The sequence below is a fragment of the Brevibacillus daliensis genome (assembly GCF_021245735.1).
GTDB lineage: Bacteria > Bacillota > Bacilli > Brevibacillales > Brevibacillaceae > Brevibacillus_B > Brevibacillus_B daliensis.
This window is the reverse complement of sequence record NZ_JAJISB010000038.1, coordinates 1-26,055: the sequence shown is the minus strand read 5'-3', so window position 1 is coordinate 26,055 and position 26,055 is coordinate 1. Positions and strand designations below refer to the sequence as shown.

Genomic DNA, 26,055 nt, shown 5'->3' with positions numbered 1-26,055 from the left:
AAGAGGTGCCACAGATGAAAGAGATGCACTCCTCCAGAGAATCAGAAGGCAATAAATCCCCTTGTTCGAAATCCTGCTGTCAATCGGCAGAGATTACCCACTCTACTCAAGTAAAACCAAACCATGAACCAAAAAATAATCACGAACATCTTCACGAACACACACACGATCATGCCTATGATCACGAAGCTCACGATCACCATCATAATCACGATCATAGCCATCATCAGGAGCATAAAGCACACTCCTCTTGCTCGTGTGAAACTGAACACGATAACAATGATGGTAAGCAATCAATTGCAGAAGCTAGACATGTGTATCGTGTTGAAGGGATGGATTGTGGCTCTTGTGCAATCTCGTTAGAAAAACACATAAAAAAATCGCTTCATCTTAATCAAGTCGATGTATCGTTTAGTACGGGTAAACTTCGCCTTGGTGAAGAGGCAGACGTGGATCAAGTTCTTAAAGCGATTTCTGAAGCAGGCTATAGAGGAACATATGAAAAGGCAGGAACTTCTGTTCAAGAAGAACCGATTGCTCATTGGTGGCGGCAGGAAGGAATACAACGCACAATTCTGGCAGGGTTGTTTCTGATTGTGGGGCTGCTTTTAAGTAGCATCGATCTGGATACAGCTGGCAACTTTTCATATGCAGGAGCTATGCTGATTGCTGGATGGCGTCCTTTTAAAGCGGCATGGTACTCCATTAAAAATAAGTCAGCAGATATGAACCTGTTGATGACACTTGCTGCAATTGGAGCTGGATTAATTGGAGAATGGTTTGAAGGTGCTACGGTTGTTTTTCTTTTTGGTTTAGGAAACGCATTGCAAACCATTTCCATTAATAAAACGAGACAATCCATACGTACTTTGCTTCGACTTACTCCAAAAGAGGCAATGGTTTGGAGAAATCAACAATACCAACTGGTCTCGGTAGACGAGATTAGGCCTGGCGAGCAAGTACTTATTAAAGCGGGGGAACGTATTCCATTAGATGGTGAAATAATGAAAGGGTCGTCAGCCGTTAATCAGGCACCGATTACAGGCGAATCGCTTCCTGTTGATAAACAGAAAGGCGATGTCGTTTTTGCGGGTACGATTAATGAAACCGCTGCGCTCGAAATGAAAGTAACACGTATTGGGAAAGATACTACGTTGGCACGCATTATTCATCTAGTGGAGGAAGCGCAGGAGAAAAAAGCTCCTACAGAGCAGTTCGTTGAAAAGTTTGCCCGAATTTATACTCCGATAGTCATTGTTTTAGCTGCTGCTGTTATCATCTTACCTCCACTTTTCACTGGAGATTGGCAGCATTGGTTCTATCGTGGACTAGAGCTTTTGGTAATTGCATGCCCGTGTGCCTTGGTCATTTCGACACCAGTTGCTGTAGTATCTGCAATTGGCAGCGCGGCACGCCATGGCATTTTGATAAAAGGTGGCTCAGCTTTAGAAGCAATTGGTCATGTAAAGCAAATCGCTTTTGATAAGACTGGTACAATCACCAGTGGTCAATTACAGGTAGAAGAGATCATTGTGAAAAATGGTTATGGTAAACAAGAAGTGATGGAAATAGCTGCCACTATTGAACATGCGTCACGCCATCCTATTGCAAGTGCCATCATGAAGGTAGCAGAATCGATGCAGATTCAACCGCAAGCAAGCGATCAACATGAGACCCTTGTAGGTAAGGGAGCAAAGGCTACGATTGGTGACATCGCCTACCTGGCAGGAAATCGGAAGTTGTTTATGGAGTACGGAGTTGATTTGTCGTCAATTGGAGAAGAGATCGATGCATACCAAAAGTCTGGGAAAACCATTGTGTTAATTGGAACAACCAGCGAAATATGGGGTGGCATCATCATTTCCGATACCATTCGCTCGTCCAGTAAGCCAGTCATGGATCAGTTACATCGTCTTGGTGTGTCCACTATGCTTTTAACTGGAGATAACGCTGGTGCAGGTAATGCTATGGCGAATCAGGTAGGAATTGCTAACGTTCGTGCTGATTTGTTACCTGAACAAAAATGGCAAGCCATTGAAGAGGCGAAGAAAGACGGACCGATCGGAATGGTTGGAGACGGGATTAATGATGCTCCAGCACTTGCTGCAGCAGATGTAGGAATTGCTATGGGTGGGGCAGGAACAGATACTGCTATGGAGACAGCAGGAATTGTACTAATGGCTGATGATTTGGAAAAGTTACCTTTTGTTATTGATCTTAGCAAGAAAGCATTAACGATTATTAAACAAAACATTTGGTTTTCCATTATTATCAAGCTGATTGCATTGCTGCTTATTATTCCAAACTGGTTGACACTCTGGATGGCAGTTGTAAGTGATACGGGGGCTGCCTTACTTGTAATTGCCAATAGCATGAGGTTGTTGCGAAAATAAAATAGTATCATACAAAATGGATAAAATTGCTTGGTTAGGGAGACGCTACACTTACATTGATGATGTAAGGAGTGTCCACACCATGCGTAAACCGTCCATGCGACGCATTTATTGGCTCGTATTTTTTGTAGCTGTTCTTGAATTAGGGTTGATGGGGTTCCATGCTTTGGAGACGAAGAATGCGACCCCCAGTTCCCAGTCACATGTAATTGTTGAAGAGGCTAAACAACCAACATTGGACGTTACCCACCAGTTAAAAGGTAATGATTTGCATATGAAGCTTACGGTGACGAATTTCACTTTTTCCCTCGAGCATATGGGACTAGCGAACAAGCAAGGGGAAGGACATGTGCATTTATATGTTGACGGTAAAAAGGTAGCAAAAATCTTTGAACCACAGCTCGTTTATTCTGACTTATCTCCAGGAACGCATACGATTGAGGTAGAACTGGCTCATAACAATCATGAATCGTATGGTGTGAAAAAATCAGTTCAAGTAACTGTTAAATGAGGATTTTCCCAAAAAGTTTAGAAAACTTGGCTTTACCAAGCCTCTGGCGCAGGTAAAGCCTTAGTTACACTGATGCAGATAGGAATTTTTATAAATTCCTATCTGTCAAAGAAGCTGGTAAGGCATTAGCCCTACCAGCTTTTTGTAAGCTTATAACTAAAACAATACGTTAACTTGATCAACTTGACCTGGGAATTGAAGGACAAGTGTTGGATAGGTAAGTACTTGGAGCTGCATACCAGATTGAGGTCGCTGTTCGGATACACGAATAGTTAATGATCCGTCTTCGGCTTGCTCTACCTGATTAACATTGATAGAATAGCCACTGGTAGGTCGTTCGCCAAGTGCAATCGCAACAAAGGTTGTATCTTTTTCTTCGTCGTAAACAACTCGATAGCCACTAACACCATCCTCTTCCAGAGCGGTCAACGCAGATTCTACTTTAGGAGAATACGGTGGATTGGCAATGGAATAATCAATCATGGAGCTAACTCCTTTCGCTTGGTCTGTTTTTGCCACAGCAGCGGGCACCCCATCAATTGTAGTCGATGAATTCACTGGGAAAATTGAGGTAATGAGTAAGAATGCACCAAAACATATATATTTCATTCGATATCCTCCTTGCTATTCCTTCTTGAAAAGAGAGGTGAGCATTTATGTTATATCAGTCATGTAGTTCGATGCTGTCAGAACGAATAAAAGAACAAATCATCCAGGAAATAAACCGAAGATTGCTTCGTTCTAGCTGTGAAATCACAAGTATAGAAATGCTGCTCGGGCAGCCTGGTACTTTTAAAAAATTATGGGAATCTCTTATTGAACCAGAAAAAAAGGCTGCGATCCTGTTTATGACCAAAAGTCGCAGTGGATTTATACGCAAACGTGACTTTGAACAGCTAACCAACAAAGAAATCATTTCTCAGCTAGGTCTTACCAAGTTGCGTAGATTAGGGCTTATTTATACGGTTCGTAAAATGTGGAGTGATATTGGCTATGTGATGCCATGGGAAGTGCGGCAACAGATTTACTTATTGTTGTTTCCTGATGAGAAGGATACTCGTCTTTCATGGAACGATCATGCCCTTTCTTATCATGTACCCGCGGGAAGAGGATTACAACGAGATTTATTCGTGTTTTTACTTTTTATTAGAGATCATGAGGTAATCGTTACACGAAAAAATAAAATCCCCCGCAGGCAAATACATAAATTGAGTGAGCGCATGTCCCTATCAGTGGAGCACATGCGGGGGTGGTTTTCCTTATATAGACCGCCAGAGGTATTGGCAATAGATGATTTGCCCGTATCTTTTCTCTTTGATCTTGCCTTACGTTTGCGGCTTGTCTATATCCAAGATAAAAGATTATGCCTACATAAATCAATGGTGGATAGTTGGCTTACCAAACAAAATTTGGAATGTAATAAACAGTTGACTCAAATGATCAGGCTAATTTACGAGCCTAAGGAACCTTGGCAAGATGCTTTCTATATGGAAATGGAGCGAACAGGTGGGCAGTGGCTTCCTTTCATGAAAATAATGGAATCACGTAAACAAACAGGGTATGTAATCCCTGATATCCAAGATCCTGCTCAAAAAGAGCAGATGCTTGATTGGCTGCATGCTTTTTTGGGAATGGGAATGATACAGCTGGGTGAAGACAGCTCACAAACCTTGTGGATGAAAGTAAATAGCACTCATTCGATGGAAGACGAGTGTGAAGTAAAATGGTATGCCGATTCAACTGGCGAAATTATGATTCCTCCTGGGATGCCATTACTTCGGATGTGGGAAATCAGTCAACTGAGTGAACTTCACTTTCAAGGAGAGTTCGCCCAATGTATTCTTACAAAAAAACAGGTACAAAATGATATTGCTAAAGGACATTCAAGTGAGCAGATTCTGGATTTTTTACAGAAAAATGCTGCTTTTCCTCTACCAGATAACGTCCGTACACAAGTGCTTAGTTGGGAAAGACAAACGAACCAGATTACGATCTCTCCTGTTTTGCGAGTGAAAACAGCTACGCCTCAGCTACTGGCAGAACTTTTAGGAATTCAGTTGTTTGCTCCTTACTTACAGGAAGTACTTTCACCTTCTTCTTTTTTATTGGAAGTGGGGCAAGAACAGGAATTCGTGGTACTACTCCAGCAATGTGGATATGAAATAAATGAGGAAGGTATCGATAGAAGGAGAGCTTTTGCACTTGTAAATGATCAGGATCATGACTCAAATGTAGACGTTCCTGGAAAAGATGAGGAAATAGAAACTATAGGAGAAGGTCTTTTTACTTGGGAAAATATGTGGGAAGACTACAAGGTAGAGAATACATTTCCTGATTTGCAAGATGGCCTTCCTGCTTTGGAAAATCTACCGAAAATGTGGACAGAGCATTATCAGGGCTATCATCCGCATACCGTTCGAGAGATTCTTACTCGGGCAAAAGAGCTGAGGCTACAAATCATACTTCGTCTTAACAATGAACAAGAGTGGACAGGAATTGTGGTTGAATCCTGGCTTGTACATGGCTATTGGTGGGTAAAAATAGCTACTGAACAGGGGAACCAGACCTGTAAGCAGGATCAGATTGATCGGATTAGATTGTTGATGCCGAATTTTTCCTAGCTTTCAAGATTTAGAGATTCATGAGGGGCTTGCATCAAACCTGGGAACAGCGTACAATCAATGTTTATACGGTAAGCTTTTCATGTTACAATGAGAGCAGGTATGCCTGTAAAGGAGGTTAAACATGGTTGAAGCACCGGTAGAATTAGATATGGCAAGCTTGTTATCAGCCACAGATGAATTGGCGATGATGATGATTCAGTCGAGGGAAGTGAATGAATACCTTACGGCGAAGCAAGCTATGGAGAGTGATCAGGAAGTATCTTCCCATATCCGCTTGTTTAATCAGAAAAAACAGGCTTATGAAGAGGTACAACGATTCGGGAAATACCATCCCGATTTTCATAAGGTTACAGGCGAGATCCGCAGTTTGAAGCAATCATATGAACAACTACCGACGGTGATTACGTTTAAGCTCGCAGAAGACAAGCTGGATCAATTACTATATCAGGTAGGGCGTACGGTTGCAGACTCGATTTCTTCAGAGGTTAAAGTACCTAGCAATAACCCCATTAGAGAAGCAATGGCAAGTGGCTGTGGCACTGGCGGAAGCTGCGGTTGCGGTTCGAAAAAGAAAAAAGAGAAATAATAACTTCCGTCGCCTCTCTGTTGTACTTGATATGACAGAGAGGGCGGGAGATATACATAGAATGAATGGTGAATGGAAAAGGAAGGAGTTGAGAGGATACAATGAGACAAAAAAGATTGGGAGTAGCTGTTTGGATTAAAAATCCTCGTGTTGCTAGGAATTTACGAAAATTCGGGACAATTCATTATGTATCCAAAAGGCTCAACTATGTATCGATGTATGTAGATGCGGAGCAAATCGAGCAGGTTGTTCCTCAAATGGAGCGTCTTCATTACGTACTGAAGGTAGAGCGATCTCACCGACATGAGATTCCTACAGAATATAACAATGCAAAACCAGACAAAGCAAAAGAATTCGATTATCAATTGGAGAAAAATCAGTTGATGGCACTGGCTGAGTCTCTTATTAGTGATAATAATGCTTCTGCTAAATCTGATGAGAAAAAAGAACGTAGTGTATCGATATAGAGCCTTGTCAGTCTGACTTCAATCGGATAAAACTGAACCTAATTCATTAGACTATTTAGAAGAGGGTACGTGTATCTTGCTGGTATGCGTGCCCTTTCTTCATATTCAATGTTTTTCTGAACAATCGTCAATTCGTCTCGTGTTACGTTATTATCTTTCGTGACTAAGATTTTGTACAATGTGTAATCCTTTCACAGCAATCTTTGAGGTCGTCATACGCTAGTCCAGAGTAACCCTTTTTATTTTTTTGACACATCTGGGCATGTCCTCGCTTTTTCTTTCATCACTGGACATGATATGATAGGAAAATAGATGAACAAAAGCCAAAAACGTACAATTATTATGTATGCGCTTACAACATGAGAGTGTCAGAGAAATATTGTGGGAAAATGGAGGGGGAGTAGACAATGAAGCTGGATATTAATTGCGATATGGGTGAGGGATTTGGTCGCAACCGACTGGAAGAAGATTTGGGAATATTGCGATGGATCACCTCTGTCAATGTAGCGTGTGGTTTTCATTCTGGAGATCCGCATGTCATTTATAGAACGGTTGAAGCAGCCTTGAAACAAGGTGTAAAGGTGGGGGCACATCCTGGATATCCAGATCTTCACGGGTTTGGTCGCCGTTCCATGCAGATGTCTATGCAAGAAATATATGAACTGGTACTGTATCAGGTTTCAGCACTGGATGGTATTACAAGAGCATTAGGTGGCAAGTTAAACCATGTAAAACTTCATGGGGCTTTATATAATGAAGCAGCAGAACGGCCTGAGCTGGCAGAAGCAATAGTGAGAGCAATTGGTGATGTAAGGGACGATCTGATTATTTATGCGCTATCGGGAAGTGCATTGGTAGAAGTCGGACTGGAACATGGCTTTTGTGTAGCGGAGGAGGTTTTTGCTGACAGGGCTTATTTACCTAATGGTCGTTTGGCCCCGCGTGACCTGGAAGGCAGTATTTTAATAAGCAAAGAAGAGCAGTTGCATCAGGCGAATCAACTGGTTTTTGAACAGCGGGTAAAAACAGTTGATGGCAGTTATATTGAATTAGCAGCAGATACGTTGTGCGTACATTCGGAAAGTCCAGATTCCATTAGTGTATTGAAAGAACTGCATCAATGGGCAAAGGTAAGGGACGTTCATATTACAGCCATTCAAGCTATGTAGGATATAAAGTACTTCTAACTTCTACAAGGTTAGCTAAACCAGACCTTTCAAGAAGTTCTTTTCCTGAGAATGATTTTATAAAGTGATATAGAAATGGGCAGGCAGGTAATGTGGAGGAGGTTTTCCTTCGATTACTTGCCTTTTTCCTTTGCGGATATTTCATGCTGTGGTACAATTTTTTAATGGATAATTTTGATTGAAAATGAATTCTTTTTCAACTTGAGAAGTTCTACTCATAAAGAATTTGGATTGTGCCGATGTAAGAAAAAGAAAAGGTTAGCGAGAGGATAGAAGTTTAGGGGAGTATGTTGTGAAACCAATTCAAAAATTGAGCTTGTATGTATGTTTAAGTCTGTTTAGTTGCTTCGCAATAGCAGCTACTTATATGAATGCACCCGAAATAAAAGAGTGGGTAGTCTCAGTGTGGCCAAAGCCCGTTTCATCAGTACCTGTAGCAGGCGGAGCTGATCCATTTCGGAAAGAAGAGCTTCTTCCGCCAATAGTGAGAGATTTGCAAGTACATTATAAAATTAATGCAGATTTGGACACGTCTCAATCTCGTATTAAAGGGAATGTGGAGATGTCCTTCGATAACCCTAATACAAAAAAAATCCATCTCTATTACTACGGTTATAAATGGAATGAAGATAAGCTGTCTATGATTACATATAAAGGAAAGTCCATACCATTTGTTAGAAGAGACCATATTATTCTCATGGATAATCCTGCACCGACTGAGAAGCGGGTTACAATCAATGTGGGGTTCGAAACGCAAATTCCTCGAGGTCCTACTCGTTTTGGGACGCATGAAAATATTTGGACCCTTACGCATTGGTACCCGATGTTAGGTGCACTTGATCAACAAAACAAGTGGTATGAACCTCCTCAGGTAATTGGATATGGGGACCCTTACATTTATCATTATGCTGACTATGAGGTTCAGCTTGTTGCACCTGCTGATTTTAAATGGGTAACCTCAGCAGGAAAAGGAGAGCAAAAGAAACAAGAACAAAACAAGAAACGGACGACTTGGCAATTTGCTTCAACTAACCTGTTAAATTTCACCCTTGTTGGCAGTCCCGATTTTCTTGTGGAAAGTGTTAAGATTACACCTGATCTGACTGTCGATATTGCCTCCAAAGATAAGAATCATCTAAATAAATTAAAGGAAATCACCAAAGATGCTCTACCTATATTTAGCAAGCAAATGGGGCCACTCGCCCAGAAACGAATCAGTGTAGCGGAAACGGGAAATAAAACCGTTTATGCCATGGAATATGCCAATATGGCGATCGTAGCTAGTCATTTATATGATCAAAATCAGTTGGAGCACTGGCTACCCCATGAATTGGCGCATCTATGGTGGTATAACAGTGTAGGAACGGTTGAACCTTTATATGGCTGGATTGATGAAGGGTTGGTAGAAGCGAGTGTGGCTTTTTATCATCGTCAGAAATATGGACAAGAAGCAGGGAATAAGATTTTTGCTCAATATGAACAAGAAGAACAAAATATTAAGGAGCGCTATCCATATGGAAAGCTTTCCAAACAGCTTACCCAGTTTGCCGATTACTATGAGTTTGACGGAACATGGTATTCTACCGGTGCCCAATTATATGAAGAATTGCGTAAACAAATTGGGGACGAATTATTCTTTAGCTTTTTACAACGATTACACCAAGATTACCGTTTTAAGGTTATAGGACCTGCGCAAATGGATCAGGCATTAGGGAGCGCGTTAAATGCGGAAGCGCAGTATTTTGTTCCTAATACACAAAAACTGAACAAAGATAAGTTTCTTCCATTAGCGGCCGATTATTATGTGAAAATTGTCCTTGGATCACGCCATTTTTATCCTGAGACACCAGGCAGGCTTCGTTCTGATGTCGTCTATCTCCCGCTCCGTGAGATGTTGGAGCAGTTAGGATTTGAGGTAAGTGCCAACGATCAAACAGGTGAAATTATCGCCAAAACAAGGCGGGATACATTCAGTTTCAAGGAAGACTCCCATGTCTATAAACGGAATGGAGAAGAAGTCGCGATGTCAGCCCCACTCATTGAGTGGCGAGATAGAAGCCTTCTTCCGCTCTCGTTTTTCAAAGAGGGATTAGGACTTTCCATTCAATATGATACCCGTTCAAGAACCGTTACCATTCAGTAAAAAGTGAGGATGCCAAATGGAGAAAAGGAATAACATTATTCTGATTGGTTTTATGGGTACAGGTAAAACCACTGTGGGTGTTGAACTTGCACATAAATTGGGGAGTACAGCACGTGATCTTGACGCAGAGATTGTAGCCACAGTGGGGAAAAGTATTCCTGAAATTTTTGCAGAGCATGGGGAAAAAGGCTTTCGTGATTGGGAGAGCAAAATACTTGCCCAGTTAATCCAAGAGGATAATCAAATCATCATAACCGGTGGAGGAGCTGTCCTGCGTGCTGAAAATGTGCGACTGATGAAAGAAGGATGCTACGTGGTTGCACTGACAGCGACCGAGGATGAAATTATCCGTCGAGTCTCACAGGACGAGAACAGACCTTTGTTAGCCGGGAATGTAAAAGAACGTGTTCGGACGTTGCTTGTAGAACGAGCAGGAGCGTATGATTTTGCTCATATCCAGATTGATACAACAGGAAAATCGATTGAAAATATCGTGGAGTTTATCGTAGAGAACTATGGTTGAAAACTCATTCCTCCGGAGAAACTAGGATGGAGGAGGGGGAGACGATGTCATCACAAGACTATATCAAGTACATGACGAAGCGTTTTGTACAATACTTGGAGACACCAAGGGATGAACGTAAGCGCATGCGTGAAACTGCTCGTGAACCCTGGACGTCTCGTTGGTTCGGCGCTATCCCTATGTCCATCATGCTTTTCTTTCGTAAATAAGGGATCGGGGGTACTCATTCTCATGCCAAAAGTTGCAGTGGAAAAATCATTAAGTCATGTTAGCACCATGTTACGTCGTAATGGATTTGATGTTGTTGAGTTAGGTAACTGGCAACAGATGGTAGATGCAGTTGTGATTACAGGTCTTGATCAGAATATGACAGGTAATCAATCAAAAAGTATTGCAGGAGCGCCTGTTATCAGTGCTGATGGATTAACACTAGATGAAATTTTCCATATGGTAAATGAAAGGTGCTCTCCAGTTGATGAGATTGAGACACGCTGAACTGAAAAAACGGTGGAATCTTGTAGCCAAGAGAACCACCGTTTTTCTTACTGTATAAGGACGAATAAGCTTCTTACTGTATAATTGTCCCAACTTTCTGGATATAAGTGTAGGGGAGGAAGCGAAGACCGCTATCCCATACTCCGATATATGCCTGGTTGTCCCAAACATGAACAGATCCGATGGTAAAAGGTGCTAATACTTCCTCCTGAAACAGATTGGCAGTTACAACTGCTGGATCAAGTGAGGTTTTGTTAAGTAGGTTTTTCCAGGTTTGGTCATTTAGTTTGCTTTTTACAGGGTTCGGTGTAATCCAATCGATGGTAGAGAATGGACTTATCTCAGTACTGACTAATGTATGACTCGTGGTTAAGGTTGTTTTTCCAGAGATAAGAACAGTTGCTGGGAGCTGCTTCATGATAGAGTTGTCCGGTTTAAAACGTGAGGGATACTTTTCTCCTGATTTCGCATCAATGTATTCGGTTCCCGATGGCAAATCCATGCTCCAAAATGAAGAGAACCCATCGTAATACTGTGTTGTGGCAGGTTTATCGGGTGCGATACTCTCATCAAACAGTGTAAACTCTCCCAAACCGTACTCCAATAAGACAAAGGTTGGCGTGTTAGAATGATCATGCTGCGGCGATTCAGCAATTACCAGATAACCTAGTGGTTTGTTTTGATTCTTCACAGTAACGAGCCATTGATGTGTGTTGATTCCTAACGTTTGTGTATGAAGGGAAGCACGATTCCAGTTGGTAAAGCGTTTATCCTTTGCTTCCATTTGGTTGATCCAGGAGTGTACATGTTGCTGAAATGACTTTGTCCATTCCCCTTCATTAGCGAATGCCAGAGAAGAGGTTGATATCAATATCAATATAAATAATGGGAACAGCAGGCGGCATAGTAACGGAATCTTTTTAATCAAGAGGTATCTCATCCCTTCCGTTTATTACCTTACCTATTCTACCCAGAATTTAGAAAAAGATATGTTGCTTGTTGTCAGACGAGCCCAAGTTTTTCTCGTGGAACTTTTACATATTCTGCATCTTGCAGATAATACGTCACATCTAGACAGGGGGAAGGTTAAACAAATAAAACAAGCCAGCATTAATTACCTTAACCTCTACCCGAGGTTCATACTGCCAGCATAGTTCTTCCCTTCGTCGCTGGTACTCTTCCTCCAGACTGCTAGCCTTCCATTCTGCTTGATTAATCTCTTCTTTGGAAGTTTCTGCTATCCCGTTCATTCGTAAGAAATCCAGGATTCTTCCGCCTCGATTCATATGTTCTTGAACAGTCTCAGCTTGCTCTTCGTTCAAGTAAGTAGGAGGAGCCGACATCGATAATGAAACAGGATTTTCGATGAGTTGGTTCTTTTGGTGAAGAGTAGGCAAACCATCTTTTATGCGTTCATTACTTTTAGGTTGCAGAGGTTGATCGTGAATTGTTTGATCATTATCACTTTGAGGCAGCTGTTCTTCATTGTCTGGAGGATCTTCCGTTTTTTCTGTTTGTTCTTGGTGTTTATAATACTCCTCCAGTATTTCCAGTTCTTCTTGAAGACGTACTTTAGCTTCTTCTGCCCAGTCGTGATCATGTTCATTGATGAACCGATTTACTTCAGCATGGGCTAATTGGGCTGCATCCGATAATGTGACACGTCGTTCGTTTGTATAAAAATAATCTGGTATAGAAGGAGAAAGGTGTAAAAGTTGAAGAAATGGATAAAACTCACGAACAACTCGTGGTTGATGGAGATTAATGCCTAGTGACAGGAACAAGTCCCGTTTTTTGTCACAAATGAACGATATTTTATAATTTAGTACCAACCAAGGTGTTAACCCTGTCGAGCGGCGTGTCGACAGGGTAGAGCGTTGAATAATTCCTTTGGCATGTTCATACATACAGACGTATTTTCCATATTTCATGGTAGAACCAAAGATTTGTTGCAAGCGTTTTGCTCCAAAGTGGACAGATTCAGCACGCAAATCCTTTGGAATCTCACCAGGTTTAAAGTACAGTGTCAATGAGAGAGGCTGTGGAGCGATATTCATCTTCTCTACCCATGTCCAGTAAAAGGGTCGATTTCCGATATCCTTGTCTACTTCAACGGGTAGCTTTACCGTCAAGTAATCAGGATGATTCTCAACGATATGGCTTTGAAAGGCTTGGAAATATTGCTCGATAAACGTCCTTACCTCTGTCTGGTTCATTGGAGTGCTTCTCCTTTCGTTACTAGTCCATTACGGTACGTTGTGGTTGATTATGGTGTTTGTACGACAGAATTATCTATTGCTGGGATATGACGGAAGGAACGGATGACACTACCGATGTTATCCAGTTTTAATGCCATTTCCTTTTCAGAACGTGAATCCATAATGATGTCAACCAGGTTGCTCTCTAGAGATTTGCTCATGGCAAGCCGTTCAATAATGTCATCCAGTTCGCCAATTACCATTTCAAACAGATCGATTTTTTCATATAACAAACGCAAAATATGTTCTTCTATTGTTCCGATGGTAGATAAATTATGAATGAATACATCTCGTTTTTGGCCCAGTCTGTGGACACGTCCGATTCGTTGTTCTATTCTCATTGGATTCCATGGCAGATCATAATTAATCACATGGTTGCAGAATTGCAAGTTGATCCCTTCACCACCTGCTTCCGTAGCGATTAATACCTGGGCGCGGTTTTGGAAAAGCTCTGTCATCCAATCTTTTTTGCTACGCTTGAAACCACCACGAAACGGGACGGAAGTTATTCCTTCTTCACTCAAGTATTTTTGCAGGTAATTTTGTGTTGCGCGGTATTCAGTAAAAATAATCACTTTATCATTTATCTGTTTTATTAATTCGACGGTTTTTGCAGCTTTGGAATGGGTCTTAATCCTTTTGATGCATTCAATCAGTTTCAGGATTTCTTCGCGAACAGGACTTCCCTCTGCTGCTTTTTGATGCATGCGGTATAACGTCATAAAGGCTGCTTCACGACTAGAACAGACTTCACGTTGCAGAGTAAGTAATGAGAGAGCATTCACATTTCCGCGTTCGTTACGGTATTTATCACGTACGAATGATGTTACTCCGTCATACAGCTCTCTTTCTTCAGGGGAGAGTGTAATCGGTATGGACTCCACCCGTCTTGGTGTGAATTCTACACCTCCATCGCTACGGCGATTGCGAATCATAATTTTCTTGATTTCACCTTGTAATTGGTCGCTATTTTTCGCTTGTCTTTTTCCGTCTACATAGGTAGAAGAGAATGATTGCGAGTGACCAAGGTGTCCAGGACGCAATAAATTGATCAGGTTATATACCTCATCCATTTCGTTTTGAATGGGTGTTGCTGTCAGAAGAAGACAGTATTTTTTTCGGATCTCCTTCACGAATTGATAATTACGTGTACGTTTATTTTTCAGCTTATGTGCTTCATCAATAATGAGCATATCGTAGTGGATATCTAGTACATGACGACGGTGCGGATCTCTTTTGGCTGTATCAATAGATGCGACAACCACTTCATACTGTCTCCACATATACTCTTTTTTCTGTGCCATTGCAGGGATGCCGAATTTTTGCTGTAACTCTTTTGTCCACTGAATGACGAGAGATGCTGGTACTAGAACGAGAATTTTTTTGGCTAATCCTCTCACCATGTATTCTTTCATGACGAGTCCTGCCTCAATGGTTTTTCCTAGTCCAACCTCATCAGCCAATATGGCTCGTCCACGCATCTCATGCAGAACTCGCCTAGCAGTCTCCGTTTGATGGGGAAAAGGTTCTAATTCGGGAAGATAGCGCAGGCTTTGCAATTGATCAAAGTCTTTAATTGCGAGTGAATCTTCAGCTTGAAGGGCAAGCTGGAACAGTTCCCATTTATGCCAAGGACCGTCCTGTTCCAGTAACTCTTCCATTTCGGGAAGCCACTTGGTATCGAGAGAAAGAGAGAAGTTCGTCATTTTTGGTGAAACCCCCCATTTTATTAATGTTTACGAACTAAAATGTGTTAAAAAGCGAACGTTACCATGTTGTAAATAAGTAAAAGTTATGTAATTGCACCTTGTTTCCAAATTTCTGTTTTCTTCTTAAACCAGACGTGATAGGATAGAGGAGGAAACAGAAAGACTATGTGTAGCATGTGATAATTACATATTTTTATGTATAAAATTGATCCCATTCTTTCGCGAATGATGGTAGCAGGGAGAGACTGCATGGATGTAACATACATACTGCAGCGCCGAAGGAGCAAACCACATGGTGAATCTCTCAGGCAAAAGTACCTCTACCGGACGCACCTCTGGAGAGAGCTCTCGTAAGAAGGAGCCACCAAAGGGGAAACCTGTTTTGAACAGGGCAACTCTCAGGTACCAGGACAGAGAACATAAAAGAGGGCGCTTATTTGGCGTTCTGTCTTTTATGGCCTCTGTCTTTTTGTGTTATTGAAAATTGGGAAGGAAGCGAGTGATTGGATGTCAGATTTGAAGAGAACACCCTTATACCCTGTTTATGCTGAGTTCGGAGCCAAGACAATTGACTTTGGAGGTTGGGATTTACCTGTTCAGTTCAGTAGTATTACGCAGGAGCATGAGGCTGTTCGCACCAAAGCAGGCCTGTTTGATGTCTCTCATATGGGAGAAGTTGAAGTAAAAGGAACAGGTGCCCTTACGTATCTGCAAAAGCTGGTCACAAACGATGTTGCAAAGCTTACAGATGGCATGGCGCAATATGCAGCAATGTGCTATCCCGACGGAGGGATAGTTGACGATTTAATCGTTTACAAACTGGCTGACGAGCACTATTTACTCGTAATTAATGCAGGTAATATTAATAAGGACTTCGCATGGATGCAAGAGAACCTGACAGATCATGTCGAACTTACAAATATCTCATCTCAGTTAGCCTTACTCGCAATTCAGGGACCATCAGCAGAAAAAATTCTACAAACACTTACAGATACACCTTTACAAGAAATTGGATTTTTTCATTTTAAGGAGAATGTAACAGTAGCTGGAGTTACGTGTTTGGTATCAAGAAGCGGTTACACAGGTGAAGACGGATTTGAACTGTATGTAGAAAGCGATAATGCGATTACGCTATGGAATATATTATTGGAAGCAGGAAAAGAATCTGGTCTCCTTCCATGTGGATTAGGTGCCCGTGATACCCTTCGCTTTGAAGCAAAACTTCCTTTATATGGTCAAGAGCTGTCCAAAGATATTACGCCGATTGAAGCGGGGATTGGTTTTGCTGTCAAAACAGATAAAGAAATCCCTTGCATCGGGCATGAAGTGTTACAAGAACAAAAAGCAAATGGAGCACCACGTAAACTGGTGGGCATCGAGATGATTGACCGGGGAATTCCACGTAGTCATTATCCAGTTTATTTGGGTGAAAAATTAATTGGCGAGGTAACGACAGGTACACAGTCACCAACCCTGAAAAAAAATATCGGACTTGCATTACTAAAAAAAGAACACACAGCAATTGGTACAGAGGTAGAAGTAGAAATTCGCGGCAAGAGATTGCGTGCCCAGATCATACCGACACCATTTTATAAAAGAGGAAAATAATACACGTATGTAAGGAGGAGTAATCCGTGACTTTTCGTTATCTACCTACCACGGAAGAGGATAAAAAAGAAATGTTGGATTTCCTGGGAGTTTCCAGCGTAGATGAGCTTTTTTCAGATATACCTGAAGAGGTTCGCTTTCAAGGAATGATGAAACTGGATGAAGCATTATCAGAACCTGATTTAGTCAAATTTATGAGTGGTCTTGCCAATAAAAATGCTAACTTTACGACGCATGTTAACTTCCTAGGTGCAGGGACGTATCAACATTACGCACCGAGCACGGTTAACCACATGTTGCTTCGTGGTGAATTTTTTACAGCTTATACCCCTTATCAACCTGAGATTAGCCAAGGTGAATTACAAGCGATTTTTGAGTTCCAAACCATGGTTTGTGAATTAACCGGGATGGAAGTAGCCAACTCATCTATGTACGATGGGTTCACTTCAATGGCAGAGGCAGCAATGATGGCTGCTGGTCATAAAGGTAAAAAACGTGTTGTGGTTTCCAAGGCGGTTCATCCTGAAACGCGTCATGTATTGTCCACCTATGCCTATGGTCAAGAGGTTGAAGTGGTTGAGGTAGATTATACGAACGAGGGTGTCACTGATCTAGATTCGTTAAAAGTGGCATTGCAAAACGATACAGCTGCTGTGTTGGTTCAATATCCTAACTTTTTTGGAAGTGTGGAAGATCTGCGAGCATTGGAAGAGATTGTACATGCAGCTGGGGCCTTGTTAATTGTATCAGCCAATCCGGTTGCGCTTGGTCTTCTAGAAGCACCAGGTAAGTTAGGGGCAGACATCGTTGTAGGAGATATGCAGCCGTTTGGTATTCCAGTCTCCTTCGGTGGACCACACTGCGGTTATTTTGCTACAACATCCAAACTAATGCGCAAAATGCCCGGACGAATTGTAGGGCAAACAAAGGATGAGGATGGCAAGCGTGGTTTTGTACTAACGCTTCAAGCACGTGAACAGCATATTCGTCGTGAGAAAGCTACTTCTAACATCTGCTCGAATCAGGCTTTGCTAGCGTTAGCTTCCTCCATTGCACTTACTGGTCTTGGTAAGCAAGGTGTTCAGGAAATGGCAAAAATGAATGTGCAAAAAGCATACTATGCGAAACAGGAACTGGCGAAGGTAAACGGTGTGGAAGCTGTTTTTGAAGCTCCATTCTTTAATGAATTCGTTGTGAAATTACCTGTTTCTGTATCTGAGGCCAATAAAGTATTACTTTCAAAAGGAATAATAGGTGGCTATGATCTAGAACTTGCGTACCCTGAGCTTTACGGCCATATGCTGATTGCTGTTACGGAATTACGGACAAAAGATGAGATTGATCAACTGGTAAAAGAATTGGAGGCGATTGCTCATGCGTAACGACAAAGAAAAAGAACTAATTTTCGAGATGAGCAAACCGGGTCGTGTCGCTTACAGTTTGCCGAAAAACGATGTGCCAGAAGTTGATTTATCTCAACTTCTACCGGAGCATCTAACGAGAAAGGAAGCTGCTGAGCTCCCAGAAGTATCAGAATTACAATTAGTTCGTCACTATACGGAATTATCAAGGCGCAATCATGGGATTGATAATGGCTTTTATCCACTTGGTTCATGTACGATGAAATACAATCCAAAAGTAAATGAAGATATGGCACGTTTAGCAGGATTTGCTCAGGTGCATCCATATCAACCTGAAGAATCTGTGCAAGGTGCATTAGAGCTTCTATATAATTTGCAAGGTGAATTGGCAGAGATTACAGGCATGGATGCAGTAACGTTGCAACCAGCAGCAGGTGCAGCAGGTGAATGGACGGGTCTGCTTTTGATTCGTGCTTATCATGAAAGCCGTGGAGAAAAGCGTACGAAAGTAATTGTGCCTAACTCTGCACACGGAACGAACCCTGCATCAGCAACGATTGCTGGATTAGAAACAGTTACGATCCCATCTGATGATCGTGGATTGGTAGATATTGAGGCACTTCGTCAGGCGGTAGGTCCTGATACGGCTGCTTTGATGTTGACGAACCCGAACACACTAGGTTTGTTCGAGGAAGATATTGTGGAAATGGCGAAAATTGTTCATGATGCGGGCGGTAAATTATACTACGACGGAGCGAATGCCAACGCGATATTAGGCATTGCGCGACCTGGAGATATGGGCTTTGATGTTGTCCATCTTAATCTGCACAAAACATTTACCGGACCACACGGTGGGGGCGGACCAGGATCAGGACCTGTTGGTGTGAAAAAAGATCTGATTCCTTTCCTGCCTAAACCGATGGTAGCGAAGAAAGAGGACGGCAGCTTCACACTTGACTATAATATCCCTGCATCCATTGGCCGTGTAAAAGGTTTCTATGGAAACTTTGGGATTCTGGTTCGTTCTTATAGCTATATTCGCACAATGGGTCCAGATGGCTTGCTTCAAGTTTCTGAGAACGCTGTGCTAAATGCGAATTATATGATGAGAAAATTAGCAGTAGCTTTTGAGTTACCGTTCGATCGTGTATGTAAGCATGAATTCGTATTATCGGGCGTTCGTCAGAAGAAGCAAGGTGTCCGTACATTAGATATGGCAAAACGTCTCTTGGACTTCGGATATCATCCGCCAACTATTTATTTCCCTCTTATTGTTGAAGAATGCTTGATGATTGAACCAACTGAGACGGAGGCTAAAGAAACACTGGATGAATTTATTGAAGTTTTGCTGCAAATCGCTCGCGAATGTGAAGAAACACCAGAGATCGTACAGGAAGCTCCTCACACAACCGTGGTAAAACGTCTGGATGAAGCAACGGCAGCAAGAAAACCTATTTTGCGTTATCAATCTGATAAAGCGGAAAAGTAATAAGACACATACAAAAACCTCTTCCACATTTTTGGGAGAGGTTTTTGTATGTTAAAAAATCGTAACATTTGTATTATTAAACTGTATATTAATAACCGATATAAATAATATACATCAAAGAAAAGGAGTCCGTGATACATGAAGATTTTTTCGTTTTTTCAAAGATTTAAGCTGATAACAAACCTTCGAATCCTTGTTGCAATGTGCATAATAGTAGTGATATTGATGGGAATTACGGGCGTTTATAACATGAAAGTAGTAAATAAAGTATCCAACGTCATGCATGGAGAAGTGGTGCTGCCACTCCAATATTCTGCAAATATTCGGAGTGATTTTTTACATATGGGTTTAATGTATAAGCAGGTAATAGTAGAAACGGATCAGGATGCATTAAACGAAGCAAACGAATTACGCGATAAAGTCAACAAGGAATTGGAAATATACATATCAGAAGAAAAATTATCCACTGAGGAAAAAGAGGCACTTACAACGATTCAATTATTGTTTACCGAGTTCCAAGAGATTTGGACGGTAATTGATCAGCAATATTTGAAGACAGGACAAGTTATTCCAGAAAAATTAGTCACTCAATATATGAGTATTTTTGATGAAATGGAAAGCACAATGGTAGCTTTACAAGAGTTTCATGTGTCCAAGTCCTTTAAAATTGATCAATTAGCCATTACACAATTTAAAGTGGCACTAAATGAATTTTTGTATTATGGCTTAGCTTTGATCGCAATAATTAGTGTTTTCTCTCTACTAATTACTAGATCAATTAAATCGTCAGCTAATGAGATGGTACATTATTGTCAGGAGTTCGGAAAAGGAAATATTAACATTAAAATTGAAGGAATTGATGGTACAGAGTTTGGTAGCATGAAGCATGAACTATCCCAAGCGATGGCAAATACATGCAATATGATGACGACAATTCAGTCCAAGTCACAAGAATTGACCAATTCTGCCCATAATTTAAGTGCAATCTCACAACAAATGAATGCTGCCTTTGATACAGTTTCCAGATCTGTGCAGGAAATAGCTACAGGTGTTGGCGATCAAACGAACGATCTCGTTGGTATTTCAGAAACAATGAAAGTCTTTGGCGATCAAATTAATGAAGTGGTTGAAGCGATAAAGGAAGTTGATAACATCACATCAGAAATTCAAGACATGATGATCGTAAGTAGACAACACATAGATAAAGTGGCTACCTCCGTAGATCTTACAAATAATGTATTCCAAGGGTTGATTGGAAACATTTTTATCGTTTCAGAAAGTCTGAAAAAAATCGAAGAAATTACCCAGCTTATTCATATAATCTCGGATCAAACCAACTTGTTATCGTTAAATGCAGCGATTGAATCTGCTAGAGCAGGTGAGTATGGAAAAGGTTTTGCTGTTGTAGCCAATGAGGTGCGTAAACTGGCTGAACAATCCAGAGAGTTCTCCCAAAAAATTAGCGATCAGGTTGAACAAATTTCTCAAGATGCTGAGACGATGTTAGCAACTGCGGATACCATGCAAGGTGAGATGACCTCACAAAAACAAGACATTCATAATGCCGTACAGTCATTTGTAGGTATTACCCAGTTAATTGAGGATATTGGACCGAAAACTCACTTGTTATCCAGTCATGGTGGATCTTTGCAAAGTGAAAAAATGATAATTATGCAAAAGGTAGAGGGAAGCACAGCGGTATCCGAGGAGATATTTGCAACTACAGAAGATATTGCGGCTACATCAGAAGAGACTACAGCTTCTGCTGAAGAAGTAGCTCGTACAGCAGAGCGAATCTTTGAAATGTCGAATGACATGCAAGAGGAAATAAAGAAATTCCGTATGTAGTGGTGAAAAAAGTATGAATCTACCTCTTACTATGTACTAGTTTGCTTGTTCCCTTTTCCTTTGACGGTTACAATGAAGGAGTGATTACGGGTGGGGCAAGTTCAACCCATATCCATGCTTTTGAAAAGGTACAGAGGTGATATTACTTGGAAAAATGGCGGTTTATACATACTCCCCCCATGCCACCAGAGATGAACATGGCAATTGATGAAGCAATTTTAGCAGCACATAGTAAGGGCCAAGTGCCACCAACTGTTCGCTTCTATACCTGGCAACCAGCAACCCTCTCAATTGGGTATTTTCAAAAAATGGAAAAAGAGATAGATGTTGAAGCAGTAAAGAAAAAGGGCATTGGTCTGGTACGTCGAGCAACGGGCGGTCGAGCAGTTCTTCATGATGCAGAGCTAACTTATAGCGTTATTGTGTCAGAGGACCATCCCTTGATGCCTAAGACGGTGACCGAAGCCTACAAGGTAATTTCTATGGGATTATTGCACGGTTTTCAAAAACTGGGACTTGCTGCTGAAATGGTTTCACTTGCCTCTGAAGAAGAAAAAGCAAAATATAGCTCTCCAGGTTCTTCTGCATGCTTTGATTCACCATCTTGGTATGAGTTAGTAGTGGAAGGAAAAAAAGTAGCAGGCAGCGCTCAGACGCGTCAAAAGGGTGTTATTTTGCAGCATGGCTCTATCCTGTTAGATATGGATGTAGATCTGCTGTTTTCCTTATTACGATTCCCGAGCGAACGAGTCATGGAACGAATGAAAAGCAGCTTTATTGGTAAAGCCGTTACCATAAATGAGATTAGTCCGGTTCCCATTACGCTTGCGCAGGCGGTAGATGCTTTTTATGCCGGCTTTGCTGAAGGTTTAGGGGTAGAGTTGGAGAATGCCACTCTGACAGCGGAAGAGCTGCAGGCAGCCGAAGAGTTGGCTACAACCCGGTATGCAACTGATGAATGGAACTTTAGAAGATAATAAAAAAAGCGGACTCACTTTCCTTCAATTATTTTGGATAGTGAGTCGCTTTTTTTATATGGAAAAAAATACTAGATTGCAGCAGTCTTAGTCTGTGATAGAATATACACTTCGAACGCCTCTTGGAGACTACGCGTTACAGGTCCAGGTATTCCTGTACCAACTGCCTGGTTGTTTACTTTCACAATAGGGGTGATCTCTGAGGTTGTTCCACAGATGAATATTTCATCAGCGGACGCCAAGAAATCAGTTGTATACGTTTCTTCTTTCACAGTCAGGTTCAGGTTGGCACATAATTGTAGAATGGTTTTTCGAGTAATTCCGTGCAGGATCAGATTAGTAGCCGGATGCGTGTAAAGCACACCATCTTTTATGGTAAAGATATTAGCAGAACTTGCTTCCGTGACAATATCCCCACGGTGCATAATCGCTTCCTCTGAGCCTGCCTCAATGGATTTTTGTTTGGCAATAGAAGCACCAAGAAGGTTCAAGCTCTTAATATCACAACGCAACCAGCGAATATCTTCAATGAGCGCTGCGCTGATACCTTCTTTCATACTAGCAAATGGACGATCTTTCTGGTTGGCATACATGGTTAATACAGCACGTGAACCCTCTGGGAATGGAAATTGACGTGCGTGGACACCACGACTGATTTGCAAATATACAGTAGCATCAGAAAATTCTAAATTATTTTTACAAAGTACATCCTTTGCAATTTGCTCCAGCTCCGTATTCGAGACTGGCAGGACTAAGTCTAATTCCTTAGCGCTTCTTTCCAATCTGATAAGATGTTCATCCCATTGATAAAGTTTGCCTTGGTACACCCTCACAACCTCATAGATCCCGTCACCAAATTGGTAGCCCCGATCTTCTGGTTGAATTGCTGGTTGTCCCGGTTGAATCCACTCGCCATCTACATAGTACATAAGTCGCCCCCTACAGGATAAAATTACAACAACACAAGATATAGTGTTACTTGTCAAAGAAAATTCATAATGATTCAAGATATTGATTTGTGGTTCGAAGAGTGGTATCGTTAAAACGTCTTACATAAACATAACAAATTGCCCCGATACGGTCAATTTGAAAAATATTTGGAAGGGGATTACGTCCGTGGAATTAGTAGAAAAAAAGAGAATGGAAGGCTTGAGCGAAAAGATTTTCTTAGATAGATACGCAATGAAAGATCTTGATTATCATCATACAAAAGAGGGAGATACCGTATTGGTGTTAACCAAAGACGACCCTAAATTCCCTAAAAAAGAAGTGGGTGAGGTAATCGAGAAAAACGGTGATCAAGTAACCATTCTACTACGAAGCGGCGAAACAATCGAAACAACTATTGAAAAAACAACCCGACCAATTGAAACAACTCCAGAAGAATTATGGGACAGGCTTGCAACAGCATTGGCAGCAGTTGAGAAGACAGATGAGAAAAAAACTGAATGGACTGCTAAATTCCGAGAACTGCTAGATGATTGGAAGCTGGTTCCAGGTGGACGCATAGCTGCAGGAGCAGGAGCAAGTGATGAGCTAACGCTATTTAATTGCTATGTTATTCCGTCGCCAAAGGACTCCAGAGGCGGAATCATGGATACATTAACACAAATGACAGAGATTATGTCCCGTGGTGGTGGAGTAGGTATTAATCTATCTAGTCTTCGTCCACGTCGTGCTTTGGTTCGTGGAGTTAATGGCTCGTCAAGCGGTTCAGTATCTTGGGGCGGTTTATTTAGTTATACAACTGGACTTATCGAACAAGGTGGTTCCCGTCGAGGTGCTTTGATGCTGATGATTAACGACTGGCATCCAGACTTGTTAGAGTTTATAACAGTAAAACAAACAATGGGTATGGTAACGAATGCGAACCTGTCCGTTTGTGTCTCTAATGGTTTTATGAAAGCTGTAAAAGAAGATCTGGAATGGGAGCTAGTATTCCCCGATTCAACAGACCCAGATTACGAAGAGCACTGGGATGGCAACATGACCAAATGGCGTGACGAAATGGGTAAACCGGTTAAGCTATTTAAAACGGTACGTGCACGTGAAGTCTGGCACACCATTATTGAATCTGCATGGAAATCAGCAGAACCTGGTGTTGTATTTATGGAGCACTATAACCAAATGTCTAATAGCTGGTATTATAACCCGATTATTTGTACCAATCCTTGCGGTGAACAAGGCTTGCCAGCATGGGGAGTTTGTAACTTGTCCTCATTAAACCTGTCCAAATTCGTTGATGGTAATGAAGTGGATTGGGATTCGTTAGGTACAGCGGTTCGATACTCAGTGAGATTTTTGGATAACGTGATTGATGCAACGCCATATCACTTCATGGAAAATGAAGAAAATCAGAAATCTGAGCGTCGTGTAGGCTTAGGAACAATGGGTCTAGCTGAAATGATGATTAAACTAGGTATCCGTTATGGTAGTGCAGAATCTCTAGAATTCCTGGACAAGCTGTACCACTTCATCGCACGTGAAGCGTATCTTGCCTCTGCTGACATTGCAGAAGAAAAAGGAAGCTTCCCTCAATTTGATGCAGAGAAATATCTATTGAGCGGCTTTATGAAACAATTTGATGAGGAGTTTCGTGATACGATCCGTACAAAAGGAAGTCGGAATGTAACAGTGTTGACACAAGCACCAACAGGTTCAACAGGAACCATGGTAGGTACTTCAACCGGGATTGAGCCATACTATGCCTTTGAATATTTCCGTCAAAGCCGTCTAGGTTTTGATAAACAATTCGTACCGATTGCGCAGGAATGGATGGACGCGAATCCAGGCAAAGAACTACCAGAGCATTTTGTGTGTGCCATGGACTTGGCTGCAGAAGACCATGTTCGTGCACAGGCTGCCATTCAAAAATGGGTAGACTCGTCTATTTCCAAAACAGCCAATGCTCCGCATGATTTCTCGGTAGAGGATACGAAGAATCTGTACGAATTAGCTTTTGATCTTGGATGTAAAGGGGTTACCATCTATCGTGACGGAAGCCGTGACGTACAGGTACTGTCTACAGAAAAGAAAGAGGATGAGACGGTAGAAGCTACGGAATCCAGTGAAGAGGTGAAGGAAGCTACGCCACAACCAGTAATGAAAGAACTAGAGCCACGTGAGTATAACAAGCGCCCTAAAAAGCTGGTTGGTGCCACATATAAAATGAATACCCCTCTTGGAAAAGCGTATATTACCATCAATGATGTAGATCATGAGCCGTTCGAAGTGATTGTAAACGTAGGGAAAGCAGGTAGCGACGTCTTTGCTATGTCAGAAGCACTTGGTCGTGTATCCACGCTGTACCTCAGATTTGGAGAACTACCAGATGGCAACAAGGCTCGACTATTGATCAAGCATTTAAAAGGTATTGGTGGTTCAGGTGCTGTAGGCTTCGGACCAAACCGTGTAGAATCCATTCCGGACGCGGTAGCCAAAGCACTTGAAATGCACCTTGATGGAGAAGATAATCATCATTCTGTAGCATCTGCGTCCAGCTCAAGCAATAGTTATGCGATTTCGCCTGCTCCTCATGAATCTGAGAAGGCTGAAGCTATGGACGATATGTATGATGATTTCGATCACAAGGATTTCTGTCCGTCTTGTGGATCGGCAGCACTTCTTCCTGCAGAGGGATGTAAAACATGTACGTCTTGTGGATATTCGAAGTGTTCATAAAGTGAATGAATAGATAAAGATGGCCTGTAGTGTTGTCGCTGGTCAAAATAGATGGAAAAATGCTCAATTTACATGAAAAAAACTGCTCATAATTAATGGAAACCACCTGGATAAACACCAAGAGTGCATATTTATGCATGATTGAATCCAGGTGGTTTCTTTTTTGCGAAGGATTAACAATATCTAGCCTATAGA

The 26,055-nt window shown here is 41.6% G+C and carries 21 protein-coding genes and 2 riboswitches; of the genes, 16 read left to right on the top strand and 5 right to left on the bottom strand.

Features of this window, described 5'->3' with window-relative positions; translation table 11 throughout:
• Positions 1–14 precede the first annotated feature (14 nt).
• Both LM917_RS20840 and LM917_RS20835 read left to right on the top strand, forming a co-directional pair.
• Complete coding sequence (locus tag LM917_RS20840) at positions 15–2,393, top strand: heavy metal translocating P-type ATPase (RefSeq protein WP_232699638.1); 2,379 nt, start codon at positions 15–17, stop codon at positions 2,391–2,393.
• 82 nt (positions 2,394–2,475) lie between these two features.
• Complete coding sequence (locus LM917_RS20835; protein ID WP_232699637.1) at positions 2,476–2,904, top strand: DUF4399 domain-containing protein; 429 nt, start codon at positions 2,476–2,478, stop codon at positions 2,902–2,904.
• Positions 2,905–3,060: 156 nt separating this feature from the next.
• On the opposite strand, the gene LM917_RS20830 is transcribed toward LM917_RS20835, so the two are convergent.
• Positions 3,061–3,513, bottom strand: a complete 453-nt coding sequence (locus tag LM917_RS20830) for a protease complex subunit PrcB family protein (protein WP_232699636.1) — start codon at positions 3,511–3,513, stop codon at positions 3,061–3,063.
• Positions 3,514–3,560: 47 nt separating this feature from the next.
• On the opposite strand from LM917_RS20830, the gene LM917_RS20825 reads away from it, so the two are divergent.
• From LM917_RS20825 to LM917_RS20790, 8 genes are all read left to right on the top strand, one after another.
• Entirely contained in the window at positions 3,561–5,525 is a 1,965-nt protein-coding gene (locus tag LM917_RS20825) for a helicase-associated domain-containing protein (RefSeq protein WP_232699635.1), read from the top strand.
• 124 nt (positions 5,526–5,649) lie between these two features.
• The gene (locus tag LM917_RS20820) at positions 5,650–6,114 is read left to right on the top strand and encodes a YlbF/YmcA family competence regulator (RefSeq protein ID WP_232699634.1); all 465 of its coding nucleotides are present in this window, start codon (positions 5,650–5,652) and stop codon (positions 6,112–6,114) included.
• A 101-nt stretch (positions 6,115–6,215) separates the two neighbouring features.
• Positions 6,216–6,581, top strand: coding sequence for a YlbG family protein (locus LM917_RS20815; protein WP_232699633.1), 366 nt, complete (start codon positions 6,216–6,218; stop codon positions 6,579–6,581).
• Positions 6,582–6,988: 407 nt separating this feature from the next.
• Complete coding sequence (locus LM917_RS20810) at positions 6,989–7,750, top strand: 5-oxoprolinase subunit PxpA (RefSeq protein ID WP_232699632.1); 762 nt, start codon at positions 6,989–6,991, stop codon at positions 7,748–7,750.
• Between the two features lie 310 nt (positions 7,751–8,060).
• On the top strand, positions 8,061–9,911 hold the full coding sequence (locus LM917_RS20805; RefSeq protein WP_232699631.1) for a stalk domain-containing protein: 1,851 nt from the start codon (positions 8,061–8,063) through the stop codon (positions 9,909–9,911).
• A 16-nt stretch (positions 9,912–9,927) separates the two neighbouring features.
• Complete coding sequence (locus LM917_RS20800; RefSeq protein WP_232699630.1) at positions 9,928–10,434, top strand: shikimate kinase; 507 nt, start codon at positions 9,928–9,930, stop codon at positions 10,432–10,434.
• A 44-nt stretch (positions 10,435–10,478) separates the two neighbouring features.
• On the top strand, positions 10,479–10,643 hold the full coding sequence (locus LM917_RS20795) for a YqzE family protein (RefSeq protein ID WP_232699629.1): 165 nt from the start codon (positions 10,479–10,481) through the stop codon (positions 10,641–10,643).
• 22 nt (positions 10,644–10,665) lie between these two features.
• Complete coding sequence (locus tag LM917_RS20790; RefSeq protein WP_232699628.1) at positions 10,666–10,929, top strand: YkuS family protein; 264 nt, start codon at positions 10,666–10,668, stop codon at positions 10,927–10,929.
• Between the two features lie 73 nt (positions 10,930–11,002).
• Here the strand turns inward: LM917_RS20790 and LM917_RS20785 are convergent, their stop codons facing one another.
• The 3 genes from LM917_RS20785 to LM917_RS20775 all read right to left on the bottom strand — a co-directional run bounded on the left by LM917_RS20785 (position 11,003) and on the right by LM917_RS20775 (position 14,893).
• Positions 11,003–11,857, bottom strand: coding sequence for a hypothetical protein (locus LM917_RS20785; protein ID WP_232699627.1), 855 nt, complete (start codon positions 11,855–11,857; stop codon positions 11,003–11,005).
• Positions 11,858–11,999: 142 nt separating this feature from the next.
• Positions 12,000–13,145: a YqhG family protein gene (locus tag LM917_RS20780; RefSeq protein ID WP_232699626.1), complete on the bottom strand. Its 1,146-nt coding sequence runs from the start codon at positions 13,143–13,145 to the stop codon at positions 12,000–12,002.
• A gap of 50 nt (positions 13,146–13,195) precedes the next feature.
• Entirely contained in the window at positions 13,196–14,893 is a 1,698-nt protein-coding gene (locus tag LM917_RS20775) for a DEAD/DEAH box helicase (protein WP_232699625.1), read from the bottom strand.
• A gap of 228 nt (positions 14,894–15,121) precedes the next feature.
• Positions 15,122–15,226: riboswitch (glycine riboswitch) on the top strand.
• 3 nt (positions 15,227–15,229) lie between these two features.
• Positions 15,230–15,312: riboswitch (glycine riboswitch) on the top strand.
• Between the two features lie 91 nt (positions 15,313–15,403).
• On the opposite strand from LM917_RS20775, the gene gcvT reads away from it, so the two are divergent.
• From gcvT to lipM, 5 genes are all read left to right on the top strand, one after another.
• Positions 15,404–16,504: a glycine cleavage system aminomethyltransferase GcvT gene (gcvT, locus tag LM917_RS20770; RefSeq protein ID WP_232699624.1), complete on the top strand. Its 1,101-nt coding sequence runs from the start codon at positions 15,404–15,406 to the stop codon at positions 16,502–16,504.
• A gap of 26 nt (positions 16,505–16,530) precedes the next feature.
• Complete coding sequence (gcvPA, locus tag LM917_RS20765) at positions 16,531–17,886, top strand: aminomethyl-transferring glycine dehydrogenase subunit GcvPA (RefSeq protein ID WP_232699623.1); 1,356 nt, start codon at positions 16,531–16,533, stop codon at positions 17,884–17,886.
• Positions 17,879–19,354, top strand: a complete 1,476-nt coding sequence (gene gcvPB, locus LM917_RS20760) for an aminomethyl-transferring glycine dehydrogenase subunit GcvPB (RefSeq protein WP_232699622.1) — start codon at positions 17,879–17,881, stop codon at positions 19,352–19,354. The genes gcvPA and gcvPB overlap by 8 nt, the downstream gene beginning before the upstream one ends.
• Positions 19,355–19,492: 138 nt before the next feature.
• Positions 19,493–21,202: a methyl-accepting chemotaxis protein gene (locus LM917_RS20755; RefSeq protein WP_232699621.1), complete on the top strand. Its 1,710-nt coding sequence runs from the start codon at positions 19,493–19,495 to the stop codon at positions 21,200–21,202.
• A 146-nt stretch (positions 21,203–21,348) separates the two neighbouring features.
• Positions 21,349–22,179 carry an octanoyltransferase LipM gene (gene lipM, locus LM917_RS20750; RefSeq protein WP_232699620.1) on the top strand — a complete coding sequence of 277 codons (831 nt, stop codon included), beginning with the start codon at positions 21,349–21,351 and terminating at the stop codon, positions 22,177–22,179.
• A 71-nt stretch (positions 22,180–22,250) separates the two neighbouring features.
• Here the strand turns inward: lipM and dat are convergent, their stop codons facing one another.
• The gene (gene dat / locus LM917_RS20745; RefSeq protein WP_232699619.1) at positions 22,251–23,108 is read right to left on the bottom strand and encodes a D-amino-acid transaminase; all 858 of its coding nucleotides are present in this window, start codon (positions 23,106–23,108) and stop codon (positions 22,251–22,253) included.
• 187 nt (positions 23,109–23,295) lie between these two features.
• Between dat and LM917_RS20740 the strand changes: the two genes are divergently transcribed.
• Positions 23,296–25,860, top strand: coding sequence for an adenosylcobalamin-dependent ribonucleoside-diphosphate reductase (locus tag LM917_RS20740; RefSeq protein ID WP_232699618.1), 2,565 nt, complete (start codon positions 23,296–23,298; stop codon positions 25,858–25,860).
• The last annotated feature ends 195 nt before the right edge of the window (positions 25,861–26,055 follow it).